The 22,800-nt window shown below is 63.9% G+C and carries 16 protein-coding genes and 3 pseudogenes; 10 read left to right on the top strand and 9 right to left on the bottom strand.

The annotated features are described in order from the left end of the window. The 6 genes and pseudogenes from FL344_RS33660 to FL344_RS33685 form a co-directional block, all read left to right on the top strand. A pseudogene (locus FL344_RS33660) lies at positions 1-322 on the top strand (diphosphomevalonate decarboxylase); the annotation flags it as partial. Between the two features lie 723 nt (positions 323-1,045). Further along, a complete protein-coding gene (locus tag FL344_RS33665) occupies positions 1,046-3,310 on the top strand; it encodes a family 2 encapsulin nanocompartment cargo protein terpene cyclase (RefSeq protein WP_141621395.1) in 2,265 nt (754 codons plus the stop codon). Between the two features lie 53 nt (positions 3,311-3,363). Then, positions 3,364-4,761: a family 2B encapsulin nanocompartment shell protein gene (locus tag FL344_RS33670; RefSeq protein WP_141594373.1), complete on the top strand. Its 1,398-nt coding sequence runs from the start codon at positions 3,364-3,366 to the stop codon at positions 4,759-4,761. A gap of 42 nt (positions 4,762-4,803) precedes the next feature. Further along, positions 4,804-6,204 carry a family 2B encapsulin nanocompartment shell protein gene (locus FL344_RS33675; protein ID WP_141621396.1) on the top strand — a complete coding sequence of 467 codons (1,401 nt, stop codon included), beginning with the start codon at positions 4,804-4,806 and terminating at the stop codon, positions 6,202-6,204. Between the two features lie 748 nt (positions 6,205-6,952). Next, positions 6,953-8,875 (top strand): lipoxygenase family protein, encoded by a 1,923-nt coding sequence (locus FL344_RS33680; protein WP_194863353.1) that lies wholly within the window; start codon positions 6,953-6,955, stop codon positions 8,873-8,875. 286 nt (positions 8,876-9,161) lie between these two features. Further along, complete coding sequence (locus FL344_RS33685; protein ID WP_141621398.1) at positions 9,162-9,521, top strand: hypothetical protein; 360 nt, start codon at positions 9,162-9,164, stop codon at positions 9,519-9,521. A gap of 132 nt (positions 9,522-9,653) precedes the next feature. Here the strand turns inward: FL344_RS33685 and FL344_RS33690 are convergent, their stop codons facing one another. Together FL344_RS33690 and FL344_RS33695 are read right to left on the bottom strand one after the other, a co-directional pair. Further along, complete coding sequence (locus tag FL344_RS33690) at positions 9,654-9,878, bottom strand: hypothetical protein (protein ID WP_141621399.1); 225 nt, start codon at positions 9,876-9,878, stop codon at positions 9,654-9,656. A 91-nt stretch (positions 9,879-9,969) separates the two neighbouring features. Next, positions 9,970-10,464 (bottom strand): ankyrin repeat domain-containing protein, encoded by a 495-nt coding sequence (locus tag FL344_RS33695; RefSeq protein WP_141621400.1) that lies wholly within the window; start codon positions 10,462-10,464, stop codon positions 9,970-9,972. Positions 10,465-10,837: 373 nt separating this feature from the next. Between FL344_RS33695 and FL344_RS40130 the strand changes: the two are divergent. Further along, positions 10,838-10,891 (top strand): annotated as a pseudogene (locus FL344_RS40130) (hypothetical protein); the annotation flags it as partial. Between the two features lie 35 nt (positions 10,892-10,926). Then, a complete protein-coding gene (locus tag FL344_RS39500; protein ID WP_141621402.1) occupies positions 10,927-11,595 on the top strand; it encodes a HEAT repeat domain-containing protein in 669 nt (222 codons plus the stop codon). Positions 11,596-12,949: 1,354 nt separating this feature from the next. Here FL344_RS39500 and FL344_RS33710 read toward each other — a convergent pair. The 6 genes and pseudogenes from FL344_RS33710 to FL344_RS33720 form a co-directional block, all read right to left on the bottom strand. Then, positions 12,950-13,612 (bottom strand): effector-associated domain EAD1-containing protein, encoded by a 663-nt coding sequence (locus FL344_RS33710; RefSeq protein ID WP_141621403.1) that lies wholly within the window; start codon positions 13,610-13,612, stop codon positions 12,950-12,952. A 1,467-nt stretch (positions 13,613-15,079) separates the two neighbouring features. Then, positions 15,080-15,370 (bottom strand): annotated as a pseudogene (locus tag FL344_RS40135) (hypothetical protein); the annotation flags it as partial. Then, a complete protein-coding gene (locus FL344_RS38755; RefSeq protein WP_141621404.1) occupies positions 15,367-16,230 on the bottom strand; it encodes a hypothetical protein in 864 nt (287 codons plus the stop codon). The gene FL344_RS38755 and the pseudogene FL344_RS40135, both read right to left, overlap by 4 nt. Further along, positions 16,217-17,173 carry a GTPase domain-containing protein gene (locus FL344_RS40140; protein WP_141621405.1) on the bottom strand — a complete coding sequence of 319 codons (957 nt, stop codon included), beginning with the start codon at positions 17,171-17,173 and terminating at the stop codon, positions 16,217-16,219. The genes FL344_RS38755 and FL344_RS40140 overlap by 14 nt, the downstream gene beginning before the upstream one ends. Next, entirely contained in the window at positions 17,170-18,498 is a 1,329-nt protein-coding gene (locus FL344_RS33715; RefSeq protein ID WP_141621406.1) for a GTPase-associated system all-helical protein GASH, read from the bottom strand. Before FL344_RS33715 ends, FL344_RS40140 begins: the two co-directional genes overlap by 4 nt. Before the next feature lie 76 nt (positions 18,499-18,574). Continuing rightward, positions 18,575-19,906 carry an effector-associated domain EAD1-containing protein gene (locus FL344_RS33720; RefSeq protein ID WP_141621407.1) on the bottom strand — a complete coding sequence of 444 codons (1,332 nt, stop codon included), beginning with the start codon at positions 19,904-19,906 and terminating at the stop codon, positions 18,575-18,577. Between the two features lie 338 nt (positions 19,907-20,244). On the opposite strand from FL344_RS33720, the gene FL344_RS33725 reads away from it, so the two are divergent. Further along, positions 20,245-21,537, top strand: a complete 1,293-nt coding sequence (locus tag FL344_RS33725) for an exodeoxyribonuclease VII large subunit (RefSeq protein ID WP_141621408.1) — start codon at positions 20,245-20,247, stop codon at positions 21,535-21,537. Between the two features lie 71 nt (positions 21,538-21,608). Here the strand turns inward: FL344_RS33725 and FL344_RS33730 are convergent, their stop codons facing one another. After that, positions 21,609-21,839, bottom strand: coding sequence for a DUF2188 domain-containing protein (locus tag FL344_RS33730; protein ID WP_141621409.1), 231 nt, complete (start codon positions 21,837-21,839; stop codon positions 21,609-21,611). Positions 21,840-22,597: 758 nt separating this feature from the next. On the opposite strand from FL344_RS33730, the gene FL344_RS33735 reads away from it, so the two are divergent. Further along, positions 22,598-22,800, top strand: a 203-nt coding sequence (locus FL344_RS33735; RefSeq protein WP_194863355.1) for a hypothetical protein, incomplete at its 3' end; no start/stop codon positions are given.

The following is a 22,800-nucleotide window of genomic DNA, read 5'->3' on the forward strand; positions in this document are numbered from 1 at the left end:
CGCTGTCGCCGCTGTCGGTGACGACCACGGTGGAGTTCGGCGCCGCGAGCGACCAGGTGGAGCTCAACGGGCACACCGCGAAGGGCAGCGAGCGCGACCGCGTGCTGCGGCTGCTGGAGTGGGTGCGAACCCAGGCGAAGGCCGACCTGGGCCCCGCGAAGGTGGTGTCTCGCGGGGACTTCCCCATGGCGGCGGGTTTGGCCAGCAGCGCGGCGGGCTTCGCGGCGCTGGCGGTGGCGGGACGCGTGGCTGCGGGGCTGCGGGGCTGCCGTCGGAGCCCCGCGCGGCCAGCATCCTAGCGCGCATGGGCAGCGGCTCGGCTCAGCCGAGCCCCGCTGTGAGTCAAGGCGCCGCAGACGGGCGTGTCATGAGGCCAGTTGACGCGTCAGCAACTGCGGCTGACGTGTCAAACACGGAGCCTGGCTGTTTCATCCTCCTCAAATCACGCTGGATGCGGCCTGGCGCATCATGGCACCGTCGTTGCAGGGGCTTGACTCAGGTTCGATGAATGGAGTCATTCGTGAAACAGGCGGTTGTGAATTCGTGTGTCATTGCTTCGAACCTTGGTTTATCGCCTGTGAGTGACGGGAGTCCTTTGGCGGGGTGACGCCAGGCGCGCCGGAGGGGGATGAAGTGACCCCCCTGAAGCCAACTGCGTCCGTTTCGCGCGATGAAGAAGAGCAGGGCGGAGTCAAATGCATCAGTGCTGCCGAGCAGGCGATGCCCGCAGAAACGGGGGCGACTCGGAACATTCTTTCGGGTGGATGGCGCCGCATGTGGCCCGGCAAGTTGGTGCTGGGGCGGCTCGCTCGACGGGGGTGCCTGCTCACGCGGTACCCGCTGCGCTTCCTCAAGGCTTGCTTCGTCCCGGACTTCGCGCAGCGGAGATGGACTCTTGTCTGTTCACCCATTGAGCCGGGTGGGCCGTCGCAAATCTCCGCGAATCCCTATTGAGGGATTGGTATATTTTTTCGAATCAGACTGTCATTCGTGGAGTTGACCGCTGGACGTCAGCGCAATTCCTCGGGACCAACGAGAGGTGTGGATGTCGAAGGGGAGGCAGAAGCAACCATTCCAGCTACCGGAGTTCTACGTGCCCTGGCCGGCGCGGCTGAACCCGAACCTGGAGTCGGCCCGCGCGCACACGAAGGCGTGGTCATACCAGATGGGCATCCTGGGGCCGCCGCGGGATGGGACGGACCGGGAGGTGTGGTCCGAGCGCCGCTTCGACGGCATGGACTACGCGCTGCTCTGTGCGTACACGCACCCGGAGGCGCCGGGGCCGGAGCTGGACCTCATCACGGACTGGTACGTCTGGGTCTTCTACTTCGACGACCACTTCCTGGAGGTCTTCAAGTACTCGCGCGACGTGAAGGGCGGCCAGGCCTACCTGGACCGGCTGCCGCTGTTCATGCCGCTGGACATGTCCCAGACGCCGCCGGAGCCCGTCAACCCGGTCGAGCGCGCCCTGTGGGACCTGTGGCAGCGCACGGTGTCGTCCATGTCCATGGACTGGCGCCGCCGCTTCTTCGAGAACACCAAGCACCTGCTCGATGAGTCGATGTGGGAGATCGAGAACATCAGCGAGGCGCGCATCTCCAATCCCATCGAGTACATCGAGATGCGCCGCAAGGTGGGCGGCGCGCCCTGGTCGTCGGACCTGGTGGAGCACGCCGTCGCCGCGGAGATACCGGACCGCGTGGTGAAGAGCCGGCCGATGCGCGTCTTCAAGGACACGTTCTCGGACGCGGTGCACCTGCGCAACGACCTGTTCTCCTACGAGCGCGAAATCCTGGAGGAGGGCGAGCTCTCCAACGGCGTGCTGGTGGTGGAGACGTTCCTCGACTGCGACACCCAGCGCGCGGCGGAGCTGGTCAACGACCTGCTGACGTCGCGGCTCCAGCAGTTCGAGACCACCTTCGCCACGGAGCTGCCGTGGCTGTTCGCGGAGTACGGGCTCAACCCGGTGGAGCAGGCGCAGGTGCTCACGTACCTGCGCGGACTCCAGGACTGGCAGTCCGGCGGCCACGAGTGGCACATGCGCTCCAATCGCTACATGAACCAGCACTCGGAGGAGCGCCCGGCGCTGTCCATTCCCGTGCCCTCGGGCCTGGGTACCTCCGCGCTGCGGCTGCCGCTGACGGCCGGCGGGCTGGGGCTGGGGCCCCGCGCCCGCTCGCTGAGCCACGTACCCCGCCAGCACGTGGGCCCCACGAAGCTGCCGCCGTTCTACATGCCGTACAGCACGTACTTGAGCCCGCACCTGGATCGCGCGCGCAAGAACTCCAAGGCGTGGGCGCGGCGGGTGGGCATGCTGGAGGTGGTTCCCGTCGTGGGGTTCTACGTCTGGGACGACCACAAGTTCGACGCGGCGGACGTGGCCCTCTGCGGCGCGTACATCCACCCGGACGCGACCCCGGAGCAGCTGGACCTGACGGCGTGCTGGCTCGTCTGGGGCACCTACGCGGACGACTACTTCCCCATGCTCTACGCGAACACGCGGGACATGGCGGGCGCGAAGCTGTTCACCGCGCGGCTTGGCCAGTTCATGCCGGATGACGTGGAGGCCGCCAACGCCGCGGTGCCCACCAACCCGGTGGAGCTGGGCTTGGCGGACCTGTGGAAGCGCACCGCCGGCCCGCTGTCGCCGCGCAGCCGCAAGCTGTTCCGCAAGGCCATCCAGGACATGACGGACAGCTGGGTGTGGGAGCTGAACAACCAGCTGCTCAACCGCGTGCCGGACCCCGTGGACTACGTGGAGATGCGCCGCAAGACGTTCGGCTCGGACCTCACCATGAGCCTGTCGCGCCTCTCCAAGGGAGACGCGGTGCCGGAGGACGTCTTCAACACCCGCACGCTGCGCGGGCTGGAGAACTCCGCCGCGGACTACGCCTGCTTCGTCAACGACCTCTTCTCCTATCAGAAGGAGATTGAGTTCGAGGGCGAGCTCAACAATTGCGTGCTCGTGGTCCAGAAGTTCCTCGGCGTAGACAAGGACACGGCGGTGCTCACGGTCAATGAGCTGATGACCGCGCGCATGAAGCAATTCGAGCACCTGGTGGCCAAGGAGCTGCCGGTGGTCATCCGCACCTTCGGCCTGGATGCGAAGGCGCAGGAGAAGCTGCACAAGTACGTGGAGCAGCTCCAGCAGTGGATGGCGGGCATCCCGCGGTGGCACGCGGAGGTGACCCGCTACACGGAGACCGAGCTCATCCACGACGCGTCGCCCAAGTTCAAGGCCGGGAAGGTCTCCGGCCTGGGCATGTCCGCGATGCGCATCGCCGAGCTGTTCCGCGGTGGCAAGCCCTGAGTTCAACCGCAGTCCGAAGCCTTTTGATTCTTCAACCTGGAGAGGGGTGAACCATGTCCAACGACATCAAGAAGTTCGACGACAACAACCAGAGCCTCGGCACGCAGGCGGCGCGTCAGCTGGCGACGACGACCAAGTCCGAGCCGCAGATGCAGGGCATCTCCTCGCGGTGGCTGCTCAAGCTGTTGCCGTGGGTGCAGGTGTCCGGCGGTACGTTCCGCGTCAACCGCCGCATGACCTACGCGGTGGGGGACGGCCGCGTCACCTTCACCAGCACCGGCGCCAAGGTGCAGGTGATTCCGCAGGAGCTGGGCGAGCTGCCCTTGCTGCGCGGCTACGAGGACGTGGACGCGCTCACCGCGCTGGCCAACCGCTTCGAGCAGAAGGAGTTCAAGGCCGGTGAGGTCATCACCGAGGCCGGCAAGGAAGCGGACTCCATCGTCCTCATCGCGCACGGCAAGGTGAACCGCATCGGCCGCGGCAAGTACGGCGAGCCGGTGGTGCTGGAGACGCTGGCGGACGGCGACCACTACAGCTACCAGGCGTTGCTGGAGTCGCAGGACTACTGGCAGTTCACGGCCAAGGCCGTCACGCCGGTCATCGCGCTCATCCTCCAGCAGTCCGCCTTCGAGGCGGTGGTGGCGCAGGTGCCGTCGCTGCAGAAGCACATCGAGAAATTCAAGGCCCGCTCCAAGAAGAAGCAGGACACCGCCGGCCAGAAGGCCATCGAGCTGGCCGCCGGCCACCACGGCGAGCCGGTGCTGCCCGGCACCTTCGTGGACTACGAGACGCACCCGCGCGAGTACGAGCTGGCCGTCGCGCAGACCGTCCTCCAGATCCACACGCGCGTCGCGGACCTCTTCAACGACCCCATGAACCAGACGCAGCAGCAGCTGCGGCTGACCGTGGAGGCGCTGAAGGAGCGCAAGGAGCACGAGCTCATCAACAACCGCGAGTTCGGCCTGCTGCACAACGCGGACCTCAAGCAGCGCATCCACACCCGCTCTGGCGCGCCGACGCCGGACGATATGGACGAGCTCCTGGCCACGGTGTGGAAGGAGCCGTCGTTCTTCCTGGCCCACCCGCGCGCCATCGCCGCGTTCGGGCAGGAGTGCAACAAGCGCGGCATCTACCCCACCAGCATCGACATGAACGGGAACATGGTGCCCGCGTGGCGCGGCATCCCCATCGTTTCCTGCAACAAGCTGCCCATCAGCGAGTCGCGCACCACGTCCATCATGCTGATGCGCGCGGGTGAGAAGAACCAGGGCGTCGTGGGCCTGCACCAGGCGGGCATCCCGGATGAGATTGAGCCCAGCCTCAACGTCCGGTTCATGGGCATCAACGAGAAGGCCATCATGAACTACCTGGTGACCGCGTACTTCTCCGCGGCGGTGCTCACGCCGGACGCGCTGGGCATCCTGGAGAGCGTCGAGCTGGGCCGCTCCTAGTCGTCGTCCCCCTGACTGCGCAACCGAACGGAAGGCATTCTCATGGCGAATCCAGACAAGGACCTGGCGGTGAACGAAGGCACCAGCCTGAGCACGGCCGGCGCCCGCCAGCTCGCGACGACCACCAAGACGCAGCCGGTGATGCAGGGCATCTCGCCCCGCTACCTGCTGAGCATCCTGCCCTGGGTGCAGGTGTCCGGCGGCACGTACCGCGTGAACCGGCGGCTGACGTACACCGTGGGCGACGACCGGCTGAACTTCAGCAACATCGGCGTCAAGGTGGAGATCATCCCGCAGGAGCTGCTCAAGCTGCCGCTGATGCGGGGCTTCCAGGACGTGGATGACCTGCTCATCCGCACGCTGGCGGGCCGTTTCACCCAGCAGCAGTACAAGGCGGGGGACACCATCGTGGAGGCGGGCAGGTCCGCCGAGCACGTCATCCTCATCGCCCACGGCAAGGCGCAGAAGCTGATGGCCGGCAAGTACGGCGACCCCGTGGTGCTGGAGACGCTGGCGGACGGCGACCACTTCGGCGACCAGGCGGTGGTGGAGTCGAACGACGTGTGGCCCTTCACCGTCAAGGCCGTCACGGCCTGCACGGTGATGGCGCTGACGCAGGATACGTTCGAGTCCCTCATCACCCAGTCCCCGGCGCTGAAGGCGCACGTGGAGCGCTACAAGGCGAACCTGAAGAAGCCCCAGGACAAGGCGGGCCAGGCGGCCATCCCGCTGACGGCGGGCCACCACGGCGAGCCGATCATCGCCGGCGGCTTCGTGGACTACGAGCTGAAGCCGCGCGAGTACGAGCTGAGCGTGGCGCAGACCATCCTGCGCGTGCACACCCGCGTGTCGGACATCTTCAACGACCCGATGAACCAGACGCAGGAGCAGTTGCGGCTGACCATCGAGGCGCTGAAGGAGCGCAAGGAGTGGGAGCTCATCAACAACCCCGAGTTCGGCCTGCTGCACAACGCCGACCTCAAGCAGCGCATCCACACCCGCTCGGGGCCCCCGACGCCGGACGACATGGACGAGCTGGTATCGCGCCGTCGCAAGACGCGCTACTTCCTGGCCCACCCGCGCGCCATCGCGGCGTTCGGCCGGGAGTGCAACAAGCGCGGTCTGTACCCGACGGTGGTGGACGTGGGCGGGGCGAAGTTCCAGGCCTGGCGCGGGGTGCCCATCCTCCCGTGCGACAAGCTGCCCATCACCCGGGAGAACACCACCTCCATCATCGCCATGCGCACCGGTCAGGAAGACCAGGGCGTGGTGGGCCTGCACAACGCGGGCATCCCCGACGAGGTGGAGCCGAGCCTCACCGTGAAGCGCATGGCCATCAACGACCAGGCCCTCACCCAGTACCTGGTGAGCACCTACTACTCCGCCGCCGTGCTCGTCCCCGACGCGCTGGGCGTACTGGAGAACGTGGCGCTCGGCGGCTGAGGCGCTTGTTCGCGTCGTGAAGCAGGAGGGCGGGCCCGGTGCGTCCATCGCGTCGGGCCCGTTTTCTTTGGTGGAACCGGGCGCAGGCCCTGCGTGTACCCGGCTGTCGAGCGATGGAGGCTCCTGACTCTTCTCCCGCGCTGGTTCGCCATGCCATGTCGGTCGACCCGCGTGCGGAAGCCCCGTGCCTGGGGACGTTGGTGAAGCTGGACACTCGGCGCGCCGGCGCTGATGAGCAGTTGCGGCTACGTGTCGCAGCCCGTCCCCGTCTCTGGGACTTCACGCCCACCAGCAGTGCCAGTTGATTCGCCATGGGCGTGGCGGGCGCGAAGCATTCCTGCAGACAGTCGTATTCGCCGCTGCGCCAGCTTTGGCTGGCCAAGGAAGGTGTGCGCGCGCCGCGCTGGAGAGGCTGCGTGTACCCGTCATTGACACGTCAGCGGCGCATCATGACGCGTCATGTCTGCTCCCATGATACGTCTCAGGTCAGACGGCATTTCCTACCCCTCCCGCTCTCCGCCCTGGACAAGCTCAGCAGCCTGAGCAAGTCCATGGATGACCTCTCCCTGACAGGGGAGCAGCCCGCGCGACCCGCCTGCTGGCGCGTGGAAACCCCCATATACCCGGGGAGTAGGAATGCCTCTGTATGGAGGCAATTGGTATTGACGTTGCAATGACAGACGTCGCGGACCGCAGGTCAAATGGCTCCGCCATTCCATGGGAAGTGACAATGTCAACCACGCCAATCGTGTCGTCGCGCAGTGAATCCTCGACCTCCGCGCAAGCCGCATCGTCTCGCAGTGAGCCAGCCACGTCTGAATATCAGTACAACTACACCTACGTCGCCCCGCTCGCGCTGGCCCAGGACGTCCCGGCGAGTCAACGCCCCACGCTGGAATGGTGGGGACAGGTCGTCGTGCAGCTCCTCCGCATCGCGAACAACCGTCTGCACTGGATTCACGAGCAGGAGCAGCGCACGCATGAGGGCGCGGCGCCCACCGCCCCGTCGTTGAGCGTGGACCTGTCCCATGTCGGCGTGGGGCGGATGGAACTCAGCCACCTCAAGGCGCTTCCCCCGTCTTCGACGATGGCGGGCAACCTGTTCGGCGAGTTCCACGAGTTCGGCGAGGCCGCCGAACTGGCCGCGAAGGCCGCGCTCCTGGCCCGCAAGGCCTTCAACCACGAGCTGGGCAGCGTGTTCGACGTGTTCAAGCTGGTGATGGAGGCCATCACGATCAAACCCACAGGCCGGCCAGGCTCGATGCTCGACTACTTCAATCTCTTCACCACGCTCCCTCTGCCCGCGGTGGCACCGAGCTACGAGGAGGACGCGACCTTCGCCTGGCTGCGCGTAGCGGGCTTCAACCCGCTCGTTCTACGCAAGGCCCGCGCGCTGGAGGACACGCTCGGGCTGACGGACGCGTCCCTGCGCGCCGTGCTCGGCGAGGATGACACGGTCCAGCTCGCGCTCGACGAGGGACGGTTGTATCTGGCGGACTACAAGGCGCTCGCCCGGGTCATCAACGGCAACTTCCCGGACGGCCCCAAGTACTGCTTCGCGCCCCGTGCCCTCTTCGGCCTGCCCGCGGGCAGTGGTCTTCGCCGGCTGCGTCCCCTGGGTATCCGCTGCGGCCAGGACGCGAGCGCCTACCCGCTCTTCACGCCTGCGGATGGCGAGGCCTGGATGCAGGCCAAGACGGTCGTCTCCGTGGCGGACGTGAACCACCACGAGCTCATCTCGCATCTGGCTCACACGCACCTGCTCGTGGAGCCCTTCGTGGTCGCCACCCATCGCAACCTTCCGGATGACCACCCGGTGAGCCTGCTCTTGCGGCCGCACTTCGAGGGCACGCTGAGCATCAACCAGTCCGCGGCGGAGAAGCTCATCGCGCCGGGCGGGAAGGTGGATCAGATGCTGGGCGGCACCATCCAGTCCAGCCGGACGGTCGCGGTGGAGTCGCTGCTGAAGGATTCGTCATTCGACTTCAACCAGGGCATGCTGCCTCACGCCCTGCGGCAGCGCGGGATGACCGAGCCCGACCTGGACTACCCCTACCGTGATGATGCACGGCTGGTGTGGGGCGCCATCGAGAACTGGGTGCGCGCGTACGTGGGCGTCTACTACAGCACGGACTCGGCGGTGACCGAGGACGCCGCGCTCCAGAAGTGGAGTGCCGAGGTGGCCGCGAAGGATGGCGGCCGAGTGAAGGGCTTCGGTGAGGACGGCATCCCGGGCAAGCTGACCACGGTGGACTACCTCATCCAGGCGCTCACCATGGTCATCTTCACAGGCAGCGCACAACACGCGGCGGTGAATTTCGCCCAGGCCGGGGTCATGACGTTCGTGCCTATCGCGCCCAGCGCCGCCTACCGCGCCGCGCCCACCACCCGCGCCGAGGCCGCGCTCAACATGGGCCTCGACCAGTACCCGCCGATGGACATGGCCGCCCAGCAGATGGACATCCTCACCCTGCTTGGCTCTGTGCACCATACGAAGCTTGGTGACTACGCTCCCACGTGGTTCAAGAACCGGCACGTGCACGGCCACCTGAAGGTCTTCCAGGAGGACCTAGGGCGCATCGGCGCCCTCATCCAGCAGCGGAACACGACGCGCCTCTTCCCCTATCCCTACTTCATCCCCTCGGCCATCCCCCAGAGCATCAACATCTGAGGGCGCGGAGCTTCCATCCCGCCGGACAGGCGCCGTGAGTCGGGGGCTGATGGCCCCGGCTCACGGCCAATGAATCACGAATCCACCGACTCGCTGCCACCCAGAGTCACGGCCAGAAGAGGCCGGTGCCATCCTCTCCCACGCCGTAGGCCACCAAGTCAGAGGCGTTCGGCACCGCGCGCTTCGCTCACTCGCATTGACGCGCTGAATGGAGTGGCCTTGGTGCGCTCGTGACGCAGCGGCCGAGTTTGGGGTAGATACGGGTGTCGCGGTGGTTTGCGTTGCCATGAACATTCGAGTGATGCTGCGACCGTTTCTTGGAGGGCTTATTGCCGCGCTTGCCTCCGCTTGTGGCTTCTACAAGTGGGACATGGAGAATACCTGCCATGCAGTGGAGCGCTCGAAGGTGCGCGAGCTTCCAATTACAAAGGAGGAGGATGTCCTGACACTGGCCGCCTCGTGGGCTGCCGAGCGCGCTCGGTCGACCGAGGGAAAGCGGCTTTGGAACGCTCTCCCCAATATCAATCCTGGTTCCAGGGCTGAAATCATTCGTGACGCCGCTAAAGAGGCTGGAGTCGTGGACTGTCCGCTCGCGGATGCGCTTGAGGCTGCCATCCTTGCGGACGAACTGGAGCGGCAGCAATGACTCCAGAAGAAGCTACAGAAACCCTCGCCTGTGGACGCTTCGCCCGCTCCCGAACGGGAATCTACGAAGGCGGATGCTCCCTTGTAGGGGGGGCTCCTGGATGGGCGCGGGCCACCCCCGTGTGTCGCGACACTAGAACGCGACGATGGATGGCCCTATCTCGCTGGTGAAGAAGTCCTGAAAGGTGGCCACGTAGTAGTTACCGGAGCCCGTTTCCCCGTAAAGGGGGGCGTCCTTGGTGCCGGAAACGGTGAGCGTCGTCCCGTCCGTCTCGATGGAGAGGTATCCGGAGTAGGTGGCCTTCCCCAGCGCGTTGACGCTCACCGCCAGCACGGCGCAGCTTGAGCGGGAACTCATCCGCGACCGGGGGCACGCCGACTTGGCCCGGGTGAAGGCCACGGGCCACATCCAGCGCGACACCAAGCCCTCAATTGGTGCACTCTTGGTATCAGCTCTTCTGAGCTTGCTCAAGGGCCGCAATCGCATCCTCATGCTGGTAGTTCCGGGAAAGCTCGAGCGGAGTTCGCCCATTGCGATCGCATGCGTTGGGCTGAGCGCCATGCGCAAGAAGAAGCCGCGTCACATGAGCGGACGGGCGCTCTCCACGCTGCGACGCTCCATCAGCCTCAATGTCTATCGCATGATGTAGCGGCGTCATCCGGTTGGCATCCGGAAGATTCACGTCTGCCCCACGAGCAATCAGCATCGGAATCAGCTCTAGCTGCTCCTGCTCCACTGCGACATGCAGCGCTCCCCAATGTGTTCCGGACGGCGGCACGTTCGGGTTCGCCCCAGTCTGGAGCAGCAGCTCGAGTATTTCTGCATCGCCGGCAAGAACAGCCGCACACAGTGCGGACGCCAGTTCCTCAGCACTGGCGGCACGAACCCTTAGTGCAGCTTCCACACCAGCCTTGTTTGCGGACCTAACAAGCTCAAGGAGCATCACCCTCCCCCTGGAACGGTCACATTCAGTTTGATCTCTTGGAAGCTCTCACGGAACTCCAGGATCGCAGAACTACAGTTAAAGCATGCGCCCTGCGCATTGTCGAACGCAAGGTTGATGGTTCCAGTTGAGTCCCGACTGATGCGCGACCGAAGAAAATCTAGAGCTGGTCTCGAAATTGAGCGAGCAGGCATGAGGGCGCAGGGCGAGCCGCTGATCGACATGGAGGGGATGGCCATATTCGAAGCTGACCGCTGGACCTGACGGATGAACAGTGGAGGCTGATTGAGCCGCTACTCCCGCGCGGGAGTTGAAGCGGGAGGACCGGCCTGGGCGAACGCCCACTCCATCACGAGCACTATGGGACGGCATCTTGTGGATTCTGCGCACTGGGGCCCAGTGGAGCGAACTGCCGCGGGAGAAGTACCCGCCCTACAAGACGGTCCACCGCTGGTTTCAGGGATGGGGGAGGGATGGTACTTTCAGGCCGCGGGCGAAAACCTCGCCGGCCTCTACGCGCTGGTGGCCACCTGCGTTGCAAGCCGCTGGACTGAGGACTTGGGCAGCCCCAAGATTCCGAGGATGGATGAGGAGTTGCCAGCTGCTGACCTTGTTCGACGCTTGGCCACGGGCTCGCAGTTGGAGTGCATCGAAGCCGCAAAGGAACTCGCCCGCAGGAAGGATCGTACGGTGCTTTCCGAAGTGACCAACGTCCTGCAACGAGGCGATTCTAGGCATGGACAGGAGGTGGCCGCGTGGTTGCTCGGGGAACTGAGCCCAGGCACGGACCTCACCCTCGATGCGCTCCACGCAACCATCATCGACCCGGCCGCGACCGAGAGCCTGCGAGGCCAGGCCATAGAGTCGCTGGGCAATCAGGTTGGTCACCTGAACGGGGGCGACGTTTACGAGCGTGCCGCTGATGTCCTCATCCCTCTCCTGCAACATCCGTCCGTAGAGATTCTCTACAACGCCGTTTTCGCGCTCGGGACGATGCGCTGCCGTCGCGCTCGCCCGGAGTTGATGCGACTCGCTGCGCAGGACCGCCGCACGTACAGGGGATTGGAAACGATAGGCGAGAACGCTCAGTTCGCAATCGAATGCATCGACTACGAACCGCATGGCCGCTGAAAGCGGCTTTTTGAGGCGGGCCGCGCTAAGTGCCAGCATTAGGAATGAACGTCACGCGCTCTACCTCGACCAAAGAGCCAATCAGGTTCTCTCAGTGCGGATCAGCCGGATTTGATTGAAGCGGTGTGAAGGTGCACCGGTGTCGAAACGCTCGCTCGTTCCAGCTTCGCCCAACGAATAGGAGCGCCCCGACGAAACCCGATGGCCAAAGAGTTCCGCTCTGAAACGCTGGAACTGCTCTGGTGTCGCCCGCTTCAACTGGTCAGCGACCCAACTTTCGCACAGCCGTACTCGACCAACGCCAGGGTTGCGCGTTTGAGCGGTCTTCGTTCGAAGTCGCTTGGCGAGCCTGGAGAGCGGTCGGCTCAGGTCGCGAGAAATGGGGTGCTCTGCGTCGTCCGAATCCTCTGCCCAAAGCGCGGGGCGAGTTTCGACAGGGCCGTTGGGCCGGAGTCCCTTTCGAGGGGATGTGCCGAGCGTGGAAACGAGCAGAGCGGCGGGGAGAGAACCGTGGCGGTCGAGAAGCGCGGCCGAGACAATCTGAGAGCTGTCTTGAAGAGTCTGCGCCGCGCGACGAAATCACGAGTACCCAGTAAAGGTCGGGGGCGTTTCGTTCTCTCGGTTAACAGCCACGGGGGCCAATCCGTCGCCGAAATGCTCCGAGCTGTCCTGGAGACAGGGAAGCGAAGCAACCCTGGAAGGTACGACATCGAAAGCCCAGGATTGTTGGAATCGGTCGCCCGCAGTGGTTAACAGAACTGTTAACCACTCTCGGCCTCTCTCTCCCCAAAACGGGCGAAAGAGCGCTCCAGAGAGCCCAACCTGCGGCGGAGAAGAGGGGGCATCTCGGTCTGCGGGGTGGAGAGCTGAGAGCGCCCTCTTCAGCACCGCGAGCCAAAATCCCTTGAGATTCAGGGGCTCAAGCACGAAGGCCCTGCGATTTTCATCGCGCGGCCCGTGTTAAACAAAAAGGCCCTGCCAGTTGGCAGGGCCTTTCAGTCAGCGCCCCAAATGAAGCCCTGCGCGAACTCGTTCTCGGCCTTCTCTCCAGAGACTGCGACGGAAAACACGAGAAACATCCTAGGGTTAGGTGAAATCGGGAAAATTCGGGGCCTGATTGAGTGTTCGCAAACCTCGCCGCTGTTGTTCCCGGAAGTCGCGGATTGGGGAGGGCGTCCAGCATTCTTCAAAGGTGGCCGTGCACAGGGAGCACCCAGCCTGAAGCTGGCGGCAGGCTGGACCGCACTTGGCTGGCCGTTCAGATGACCTCGCCCGCCTTGTCGCACCGCCGGATGAAGACTCGATGTCCTCATGAAGCAGCGACCGAATTTTGGGTCGGCACACCTGTCCGAGCTCAATGCTGGTTAGCCAGCATTGCCGACAGCTCTTGCAGGTCGTGATTGTGCGGATACAGAACTAGCAACTCCTGAACCAGTGCGACCAATCCACCCGGCAGTGAACCGTTCCTTGAGAGAGTTGCGGCATCTCGCCAGCGAAAATCGGGCGTTCCATAGGTCTTCAGGCGTTTGCGCTCTCCACCTGCGCGTTCCCATAGATAGTCCAGATGATCTGGAGCAAGGCTTGCCCCCAGTTCAGCCACGCGGTTCACCAGGAATGTATCAATTGTACTTGAGGACGGTCCCAGTGGCCAGTGCCATGACAGTTTAAAGCGTTCCCAGGTTGGAAGCAGTTCCTGGCACGCATTCACAGCAGGTCGTAACTCGGGCACCTTCCAGTAATGGTTGTAGAGGATTTTGGCTGCACGAACCCATTTCCTCGCTAGAATGGCTCGGCCCACGGAGTCCGTGACTAGTGCCCAGTCAGTGCGCGCGAATCGCGCCATCCACTTAAGCGCCTCTTCTTCGCCCAATGCCACATCCCAGTTTATGAGCGTTGAAAATACCCGCACGGAGGGACACGCCTGACGAGCCCGGCTCAAAATGGCTTCGGCCAGCGGACGCTCAACGTTCGGAATAGCATGACCCGCTTCACATCGTTGGACGAGAGCTTCAGTCACTCGATGAAGCAGCGCAGCTCGTCCCGTGCTGCTCAACGTCGCCCATATGGAAGATCGCTCAGGGTAATCGAGAGCTATGCCGGCTAGGCCTTCAGCCAATGATGCAACGAGTCCTTCCGGCTCGTCTCCAGCGAGAACCGCATCTAGGAGACTCCGCCCGAGAGATTCGCGGTTGACACCCGGGGGCCAACTCGTGCCCCCTTCCCGCACGTGCGCTGCCCACAGCGCTCGCCACCTTGGGTTGCCCGCGTCCAGGGGGCGCAACAATTCGGGCTCTCGTGCCGTTCGAAGTGCTACCAGCTCAATGAGCTTCGCATTCTCTAATGAGATTGCCTCCTGGACAACCGTCTTTCCCGGCAAGCGCTCAACGAGGAGCGCCAAGCCAGCAGATGAGTCGCCCGGAAAGGTCAGCTGGGCCTGAAATGCTTCATGCGGTGAAGACGTCTGCATCGCCGCCCACGCATGCAACCGGGGCCATCGGCGGTCCACTGCCTGTTGCCGAAGCTGCTGTAGCTCAGTCTCATTCAACTCAGCGTCGGAAGTGACGGCGAGCAAGCGTTGCTCTACTTCCTCAGCCGGGGGAAGAATCGTTCGGAGGGATTCTGCTGCATGGGGGAGTGCCAACCAGCGGAGTGCTGCCAAGGCCCAGCGGCCGTCGAGATGGGCTATCCCAGACGCAAGGCCTGTATGAACGGCCTGTCGCCACCAGTTCTCCGCCCGTTCCGGCGACAGTAGCGCCAATACTTGCGACGACTCCTCTGCAGCTAGCTCTGAGGCTTTGCGGCTGATCCAATCCTTGACCGCGTTCTCAAGAGCCTTCCCCTCGGGAAGATGTGCTAGAGAGAGGTTCGCGAGTGACCGCACGAAGGTGGTCGGTGCCTCGGTGAGGCCCCGTACCAGGATACTCTGACTCTCCCTCTTCAGTGCTACGGCGCATTTAGGCCCGACAGCCAGAGTCAAAATCGTTCGCAGGAAGTTCAGTGCCTGCTGTGGCTCTTGAGTCTCGCGTAGGATCTCCAAGCGATCTGCGGCACGTGCCACTCGGACAAGGCTTCCCAGGTCAGCTGGCAAAGGGGAGCAGGCAGTGCGCACCTCATCGAAAGTCTGATCCATTTCCCCCACGAGCCATCTGGCTGCTCGGCTGAGCTGAAGCTTGGGTGGGAGTGTGATCAACCGATGCCCCCTCCACTGCACAACTCGTTGCGCAGGCACACCGAAGAGCCAGGGGCGAGTCACTGATTCGCCGCCTTGGGGGGGGCTAATTGCCACCCGTGCGGAGAACGCACGCCGGGCCGCTGGCCAGAGCTGGGCCCAAAGGGCCGCGATGATGCCCGGCCATGCATCCATATCCGTCACAACTGGTGGTCCAGTATTCGTCTCCAACAGCGCCTCCGCGACGCCCCCTAACAACGCGGACCCAGGCAATGGGATCGATTCCTGGCCACTGAGCGTCTCGAGTGCTGGGAGCAGGCTGTCGACGGCGCCTACTTCATCGAGGCGCCACAGCAAGACTTCACTGCGCACCATTCCACCCCGGCGTGCCTGCTCGTCCGGTCTAGTCCACCAAAGGGCCCACCAGGTCTCCACAGGTCCACACCCTACGGAGGGCCACCATCGTTCTCCGGGGGCGTAGGCGCCAGGAGGCTTGTCGGTCAAACCCAGCAGCACCGCTGGCGGTTGGACGGAATTCTCCTCCCACTCCAACAGCGCGTGCATGTTGTCGTGGGCTCCGTACCGAGCGCGAACAGGGCGAATCATCGCACTCCCACGAGCCACGCTAGAGGCCGGCTCAGGTCCGGCTCAGGGGGCCCTCCTTCTGGAGGAATAACCCATCCCTGGTTCTCCGGCCCTTCGTCGATGAACGTCTCCTCGGCGCCGTTTCTCACCAGGGGACGCCCCAGCGCAGAGAGTCCCCAGATCGTCAGTGCGTCGGAGGCCCAGTTGCTCTCGATAAACGACGACACGAGTGGAAGGTGATTAGCGAGTGACTGTCGGGGAGGCGCCCAAACCTGCCCGGAATCGGCCGTCGCGAACTCGTCGTAGCAGGAGAGGAGTACGGCAAGGCGAGGCCGCCGGTGGCGAGCGATCTGGCCTACTCCAGCGACATGCAGCAAAAGCTGCAGGAGCTCTACCCAGTAGGCGTTGGCGTCCCAGTGAGCTGCACGTTCGGTGGTATCGTTTCGAGGCTCTAAGCGCTTGGTCAGTTCACTTAATGCATCAGAATAGGTGGTCTCGCTCTTGAGTCGGATGAGTAACACCCACCCCTCCGCTTGAGTCAGACGCGACCTCCAAGCCTCCGGCACTGCGCGCTGTTCGAAGACCTGACGCAGCTGTTCACCGCCGTAGTCCGGCCAGCGGAGATCCATGGCATTGCCGTGCTTGTCCGCAAGAGGCAGCAAGACCTCGGCCCATGTGTCCGCTGAGGTGTGTTCTGCGGCGCGGCCTTCTTCCAGACAGCGAAGGACCTCCTCCAAAGCACTGAGATTTGATGGCGTACCCCGGTCGGCTTGGAGCCGAAGCAGTCCCGGTCGCCGTCGCACCCGGCCGTAGAGCTGACCGGCATAGTGAGTCTTCCCGCTGTGTGGACCGCCGAGGAGTACCAGCTCAGGAGTGCGCACGAGTCCCTCGAAAGACCGCGAAGGGCTGGTGCTGGAGTACCGGCTCGAGTACGGGACTGGCTCGAGCCGGCGTCCAGGCGTCGCGGACCGCTGCGTCCAGTGCGGTCGCTAGCGACTCTCCTGACTCGGTGCTGCACTCAACTTGGGTTGCGTGGGGGATGTGCTCGTCCAACGCGCGCCGGAGCGCTTCGCGAATGACCTCACCAGGCTTGTGGTCTGCCTTGGACCACACCAACACGGTCGGTCTGCCGTCGACGTGGTTACCCAATCGCTCCAAAAGCTGACGAACTTCATTCCGGGCCTGGCCTCGCGTGGGACCACTCAGACGAGCGGAGTCCGCGAGAACCATAAAGGCGTCCGCATGCCGGACGATCCAACGCGCGCCCTCGGCGTCTGGAGCGTCTTCCTGAATCGACCAGCGCGTGAACCATTCCCCAGGAGCATCGGTGAGCAACAGGTCGCGAAGGTCCTCCTTTGGGTCTCGTAACGCGAGGTGAAGCAGCCCCGGAACCCGGCTGGTACCCCGAGGAGTGTGAGGTGGAAACGATGGAGGGCGCGCAGCATCATCGAAGCGTGTCCAGGCCGCCAGGGACTCCCATGCTCCTAGGGTGCGGGACCCAGCGAAGCGTGCTTCCGCCAACGTACGTCCCCGAAGCAGCTGGAGGTAGTTACCTACCAGTAGGGTAGTTTTTCCTGCATCGTGAGCTCCCAGCATGCCTACCAAGATGGAGCGCCCTCGCGACACTAAGTTTGAGAGATCAGCCAGCCCCAAGGCGCTGCCTGACCAAGGGACCCGCGCCGACGTCACGGAGGGGGAGGCAGTAGCCTCAACCTTAGACTCAGTGGTTGTCCAGGAAGAGCACTCAGCGTGACGAAGGTGTCCAAGGGCACAGGCCTCGCCATCGTGAACGAAGCATTGGGAGTTCGAGCAACGCCCCTTCATTCTGCGCTCCTTGCGAGGCGCACAGCCTGCTCCTGCCGAAACAGGGCTCGCGCGAATTCTGGAAGGCTCATCGAGATTTCGCCGGAGAGCCCGGCACGCTTCACGGACTTATCGAGGTCAAACTCCCGGTCCCCCAGTGTCAGGATGACCAGATCGCGCAAGCTCAATCGGCCTTCAGTTGGCGGAGGGCTCAGTGGATTCGTCCAGCTCTTGGGGAGTCGCTCTCGGAGCTTTCGGAGTGCGCCGAGTAGCTCCGGCAGAACCTGTGCATGACTGAAGCTTGCTTCGGGAAGCTGGCTCACGGTCTCCGACAGCAAGTAGCTGACGCTAGCAGGGGTGGGCATCGTGACTTGGTCAAGGAGATCGATGGCCATGACGACGGCAGCGAGGGCGGGCGGCAGTTCCCTGTAGCTGCAATGCACGGACTGCGAATAGAGCGCTTCGGACCACCAGAGGACGTCTAGGCGAAGTCGAGCGGTATTCTGGCGGGCTTCACTGGCCTCTAATGCGCCTTGCACCCAGCGTTGCTGCGAAGCAAGCGCGTCGCCAAGTGTCGTAACTAGTTCGGTCTCGGAATTCTTGACGTGCTGGCTGAGTTGAACTGTGTACGTGCTGAACTCAGCTGCTGTTTTATCGAGTTCATCGGCGAGCACATCGCGCATCCGGTCAGCAAATTCCCAGGACCAATGGCCTCCATTGTTGGAAAAGAAAGGATTTGGATTGTCAACTTCGCTGATGTTGTTGCGGTAGTTTGGACCCGCTGCCGCCGCAACCCGCATCAATAGGTCCTGTCGCTTCACCTTGCGAGGTTTCGGAGCCTCCACCGCAGGCTTCGCCACGACCGAGGGCATTGTCTGCCGTTTTTTTGCAGGTAGCGAAGGGAACACAAGCGCCAGCTCTTCGGTGCGCGTCGCCGCCATCTCGAGCATCCTGCGCACCACCGGTTCCTCTTTCCCCATGCGCAGGAGCGGTAGCGTGTCAGCGGCGGTTAACCACAGGATGGCGGCGTTCTTCCCCTCCGCGGCCTGGGCGCAGCCCTCAAGCAGGATGGCCCGGAACAACTTGATGGGGGGGCTGGTATGCACGGAGTTCATGGACTTCCACTCACTGACAAGCGCTTGAGCCGCCTGCGCAATGGCAGGCTCCTCCGCTGGGATCTCAGGATCGAGGCCAGCGAGGATGGCGCTAATAAGCCTCGTGGGAGTGGCACGGAACTCCTCAGCGAGTGTCTTGGCAGCGCGCTCCATTTTCGCGAAGCGCTCGTCGTCCCCGCCAAGATTCTCGATGAGACCGGCAGCCAGCAGATCGGTCAGAAATCCAGTCATTTAATTCTCCGAGCGGGCGCGACGACCCCTTACCAGTGGAGGTGGAGCTCTGCAGCACAGCGGGTGAACCTGCCGGCTACTCGAGCGTCTTGACGTAGTGCAGTAGTACTGTGTTGCTGGGAAGGTCCTCCAGGGCCGCTCGCAACAGTGCCTCGGGACGGACAGAGGCACCTTGCGTACTCCGAGTCCAGAGTCGCTGCCAGAGATCCTGTGGCCGCGAGATGTTCTCCACTTCACTGGCCTTGCCACCCGCGCGCCCCCATAGTGCGCGCGCGTCCTTCACATCCGGGTACTCCTCGGCGAGCACAAGGAGCAGGTCACGGGGCAACTCAATGCCGGGCCGGTTCGTCCAGGGAGCAGGTGCGTTGGGCGCAACAGGGCTCTCTTTGGAGGGTGTCGAGGGCACCGCACCCCGGCCATGGAGCAGATCGACCGAGTTACGCAGCAGGGAAAGTAGACACTCGGCAGATGCTCGCGCGGCGAAATGGCGGTAGCGATCGTCCTTGAAAGTGTCGCCGTAGTCCGAAACTGCCTTGGCTACTACCACCGGCACCTCAAAGAATTCTCCCAAGGCCCCCAGAGCGCTAGCCTCCATCTCTACCCCCAGCACGGTGCGCATGGAGTTGGCGAGGCGCGGAAAGATGCCTTCATCCTCGGTAACTGAAGCTCCCGTGGCGATGGGCGCGACGTGGACCTGAAATGCGCGTGGAGGAGGGAGACCCCGGGGATAGAGCAGAGCAAGTTCGGCGGCATATGCCCTACCCGTGTTGGTGAGAGTGAGGGACTTGTCCACCCATTGGCGATTCCAGAGACGTTGAAGAATTACGCTCCAGTCTGGGCACACCGCATCAAATGAGGCACTCTGGCGAGGATCTTCGCCTGCTAGGATCCGCAGCAGCGCCCAATCCTCTTGGTGCTCCAGCGGTAGCAGGGGCCGCTGGCTGAGCCAGGAGGCAGTTGCCGGAATTGAAACTCTCTGCATGCGCTGTATCCAGGTGGGATGAGAGCGATAGGGAAACGTTTCCCCATGGAATCGCTGCACACCGGTTTCCACGATCAGCTTGCCTGCGTCGTAGGACCACATCTGGTTAGCGAAGATCACATCTCCGAGAGCCACCTTGCCCCGGCGTCCAGCGCAGATCCCACTCATTGCGATGCAACGCGCGGGCTGCGCCTGGATGAGCATGCTCGCGACGGCCTGAGCCCGCTCCCGCCCCATATGGCCCGCCCACGTGGTTCGAATGCTCAGGGCGGGCCCGGTCGAGGTTGCGAAGCTGCCATCGGCCACGATCCAACCATTGGGGCCCGTGCTTTCCACCCACCCCGGGTCGAGGAGCCCGTCAGTGATAGCTCGAACTTGGTCGTATTCATCTTTCAGGGCGCAGATGAGGAGTATATCAGGGAGCATGGGCAGTGGCGTTTATGCCGCTTCAGCCGCGATAAGTATATGCGGAATGGGGACCTATGGGGGAGGCGGACCAGTTAGTACAAAGTGGGCGAGGAGGGGGCTGCGTGAACTAGCAAGACTGTGCGCAGCACCAGTCGGGGGGCATGTCCGTCATGCATGTTCGTCAGAGCCAGAAGCGCCGGAGCTGATAGGGATCCTGGGGCGAACTTTCCGGGAGAAGGCCGCTTGGTCACGTCGACTGACGTCAGGTCGCTTTCGACCCTGCAACGTCATGTCAGTCCTGCTTGGCATACCTCTGCCCACGGGTCAGGTATGGTGTCCGGTGCGAGGGAGGGCGCATGCAGCGGGGACTTGGAAAGCAGAAGCCGCAGTACTTCTCCATCCGGTCGGTCATCCAGCTCATCTCTGACGACGTCCAGCCCATGGCGCGAAAGGCCTTGCCGCCGCGGGATATGATTCTGGTGGGTGAGGTCGTGGAGGTGCGCGGGCGCAGGGTGTGTCTGGCCGACACCCGTGGCTTCGACAAGCGCGTCTGGGTGGTGCTCCCGGAGGATTGCACTTGGCGCCCTGGGTTGGCGCACATGGTGGAGTTCGAGGGCAGTGCAAGGGCCTTCGTGGATGAGGAGCGCGGCGGCATCGACGTGCGCTTCATGGCGAAGAGTTGGACGGACCGCGGCCCCTCGAGTCGGCATGGCCGACAGCAGGCCGAGCTCGACGCCATCGCAGCGGGACGCCTGTTCCCACCCCCGAAGGTCACCAGGCCCTTCACACGCGTGGCGCTCGTCACGTCCGAGGGGAGCGAAGCGGTGGCGGACTTCAGCGGTCAGCTCGAAGACACCATCGGCACCCGCGTTCAGGTGGAGCTCATTCCGGTAGGGCTCTACGACGAGGAGTCCATCGCGGATGGTCTCCGCAGGGCGCAGAAGGGCGGTGCGGAAGTGGTCGTCCTAGCCCGCGGAGGGGGCTCGCGGATTGACTTGCAGCCCTTCAACTCGCCGGTGGTCGCTCGAGCCCTTTGCCAGCTGACGAAGCCGTGTATTGTGGCCGTGGGGCACGCCAGGACGAGGGTGGAGGCACAGCGCTTCGCTGCCTACCGGGCACGGACTCCCTCCGTTGCGGCGCACCTCGTCGCTCGACTCTTCCGGCGAGTCCAGCCGCTGCCGAAGCAGTCCACGCCGGTGCGTCTTGTCACGCCGCTGCCTGCTGCACCTCAGGTTCCGGCTACCCCGCGTCCCGTGGTTGTGCTGCCTTCTGGTGGAGCCTCGCGCAATCCAGACCCTGGGGTGGCTCCACGTGTGCGGGCGCTGCCCGCGCAACTACCCTCGGCAGCGTTGCCCCATGAAGAGGTGCGGCGGACGCCCAGATGGCTTGGGACGGCGAAACGAGCTGCCTGGAAAGTTTATTGGGGACTCGTTTGCGTCCTCGCGCTCGGCTTGGCCTTCGTTGTGGGGTGGAAGGGGGCATCGCGATGGGACGGCCTTGTTCGGCCCGAGGCGCATCCTGTGTCAGGTCCCGGTGTACCGGCGGTGGATTCTCCTCCTCCTCCGCCAACTGTCGCGCCCGTGAAGAAGGAGGCTCCGAAGCGAAAGCGGCGTGCTCCTTCAGCAGAGCCGGCTGGCGCCTTCGAATAGACGCATCAGCCGAGCTTTGGAGCGCCGCTGCTCGCGCTAACGAGCGCGAGCAGCGGTGGGGCAAAGCTCAGCTATCGCTGGTCCTTCGGCGGGTTGGGGTCATTCCCATAGCTGTTGCTCTGCTGAATCTTGCCCCCCTTGTCGTGAATGACGTGTTCAGCCTCATTCGCCCGCGCAATGGACCGGCCCTTCTCGACGGCAGTCTCCTTCTTGTGGTGGTGGCTAACGACTTCACCACCGACCTTATTGTCCCACCCCGAGCCACCCTTGGACGGGACGGTATGGACATTCTTCTTGGTCATTGCTGGCTTCCTTTCCGGCCCAATTGGCGCGGAGAAATAGGGTCCCCTCTTAGGTAACCAGGGTGGAAATACGCGTCAACTTGCTGGATTCACTGCCATTGCGGCCATGTCAGACCCGCGTGGTAGGGGCGGCGCCCACCGCGAGAAGGCCCTTCTGTACATGATTGACTTCGTGTCCAGATCAAAGTGCATAAGGGAGACTGCCCGCCTCCTTCCATGAGAGCCCTTGCGTGTTGAGTGGGCACAGGCGTTGGTTACGTGCTCTTGCGTGGGGAGGAACGGCATACTTGTGCCAGGCTGGGGGGAGGGATGTCGCGGTGGTGGAGTGGTAAGCCCAATCCCATCTTGTGCGTGTCTTCGTCGCGTGGATGCGACTCCAGACATGCGCGGGCGGAGGCTCAATGCGGCATATCCTCCTTGGTAGTTCCGCCCCGCCGCATCGTCGATGCAATCGGCCGATGACGTCGCGTGCCTCGCTCACTCGCATTGACGCGCTGTCGGGGGGGCTGTGATGCGCTCGTGACGCGGCGGCCGGGTTTTTGGGGTAGCGACAACAGGGAGCGGGAGTCATGAGGGACTTCCCCGGCGCCAGAGTGACTCAGGAGCGCAACACCGGAGACCACCCCTAGAGTCTCGGGCCCCCTCTCCTGCTGAAGAGTGCTTCCGTCCGCGTGGGCGCGGCAGGCGCTGGAGGAGGGGGCCCTTCGAAGTCCCACGCGCTGGAGCTGTTCATGCGAAGCGTGAATCGAAGCGGGCTGATGTTGTTAGCCCTGGGCTTGGTGCTGACGTTGGCCGGGTGCGGAGAGCCACTGCGGCCAGCGCCGGAGGGACGCGCGCAGGTGGTGGTGACGGTGCCCCAGTTGCTGAGTGCCAGCGACGTCAGTCGCGTGGAGCTCACGGTGTCGGGGGCGGGGATGCTGACGCGCACGGAAGCCCTGGTGGAGACGGGTGGGCAGTGGGG

Origin of the sequence: Myxococcus sp. AB036A (genome assembly GCF_006547355.1) — a bacterium.
GTDB classification, from domain to species: domain Bacteria; phylum Myxococcota; class Myxococcia; order Myxococcales; family Myxococcaceae; genus Myxococcus; species Myxococcus virescens.

Excerpts from the sequence above, each read along its gene's own strand:
- FL344_RS33665 (WP_141621395.1), top strand. The coding sequence starts at position 1,046 with ATGTCGAAGGGGAGGCAGAAGCAACCATTCCAGCTACCGGAGTTCTAC.
- FL344_RS33670 (WP_141594373.1), top strand. The coding sequence starts at position 3,364 with ATGTCCAACGACATCAAGAAGTTCGACGACAACAACCAGAGCCTCGGC.
- FL344_RS33675 (WP_141621396.1), top strand. The coding sequence starts at position 4,804 with ATGGCGAATCCAGACAAGGACCTGGCGGTGAACGAAGGCACCAGCCTG.
- FL344_RS33685 (WP_141621398.1), top strand. The coding sequence starts at position 9,162 with ATGAACATTCGAGTGATGCTGCGACCGTTTCTTGGAGGGCTTATTGCC.
- FL344_RS33690 (WP_141621399.1), bottom strand. The coding sequence starts at position 9,878 with ATGAGTTCCCGCTCAAGCTGCGCCGTGCTGGCGGTGAGCGTCAACGCG.
- FL344_RS33695 (WP_141621400.1), bottom strand. The coding sequence starts at position 10,464 with ATGCTCCTTGAGCTTGTTAGGTCCGCAAACAAGGCTGGTGTGGAAGCT.
- FL344_RS39500 (WP_141621402.1), top strand. The coding sequence starts at position 10,927 with ATGGGGGAGGGATGGTACTTTCAGGCCGCGGGCGAAAACCTCGCCGGC.
- FL344_RS40140 (WP_141621405.1), bottom strand. The coding sequence starts at position 17,173 with ATGAAGGGGCGTTGCTCGAACTCCCAATGCTTCGTTCACGATGGCGAG.
- FL344_RS33715 (WP_141621406.1), bottom strand. The coding sequence starts at position 18,498 with ATGACTGGATTTCTGACCGATCTGCTGGCTGCCGGTCTCATCGAGAAT.
- FL344_RS33720 (WP_141621407.1), bottom strand. The coding sequence starts at position 19,906 with ATGCTCCCTGATATACTCCTCATCTGCGCCCTGAAAGATGAATACGAC.
- FL344_RS33725 (WP_141621408.1), top strand. The coding sequence starts at position 20,245 with ATGCAGCGGGGACTTGGAAAGCAGAAGCCGCAGTACTTCTCCATCCGG.
- FL344_RS33730 (WP_141621409.1), bottom strand. The coding sequence starts at position 21,839 with ATGACCAAGAAGAATGTCCATACCGTCCCGTCCAAGGGTGGCTCGGGG.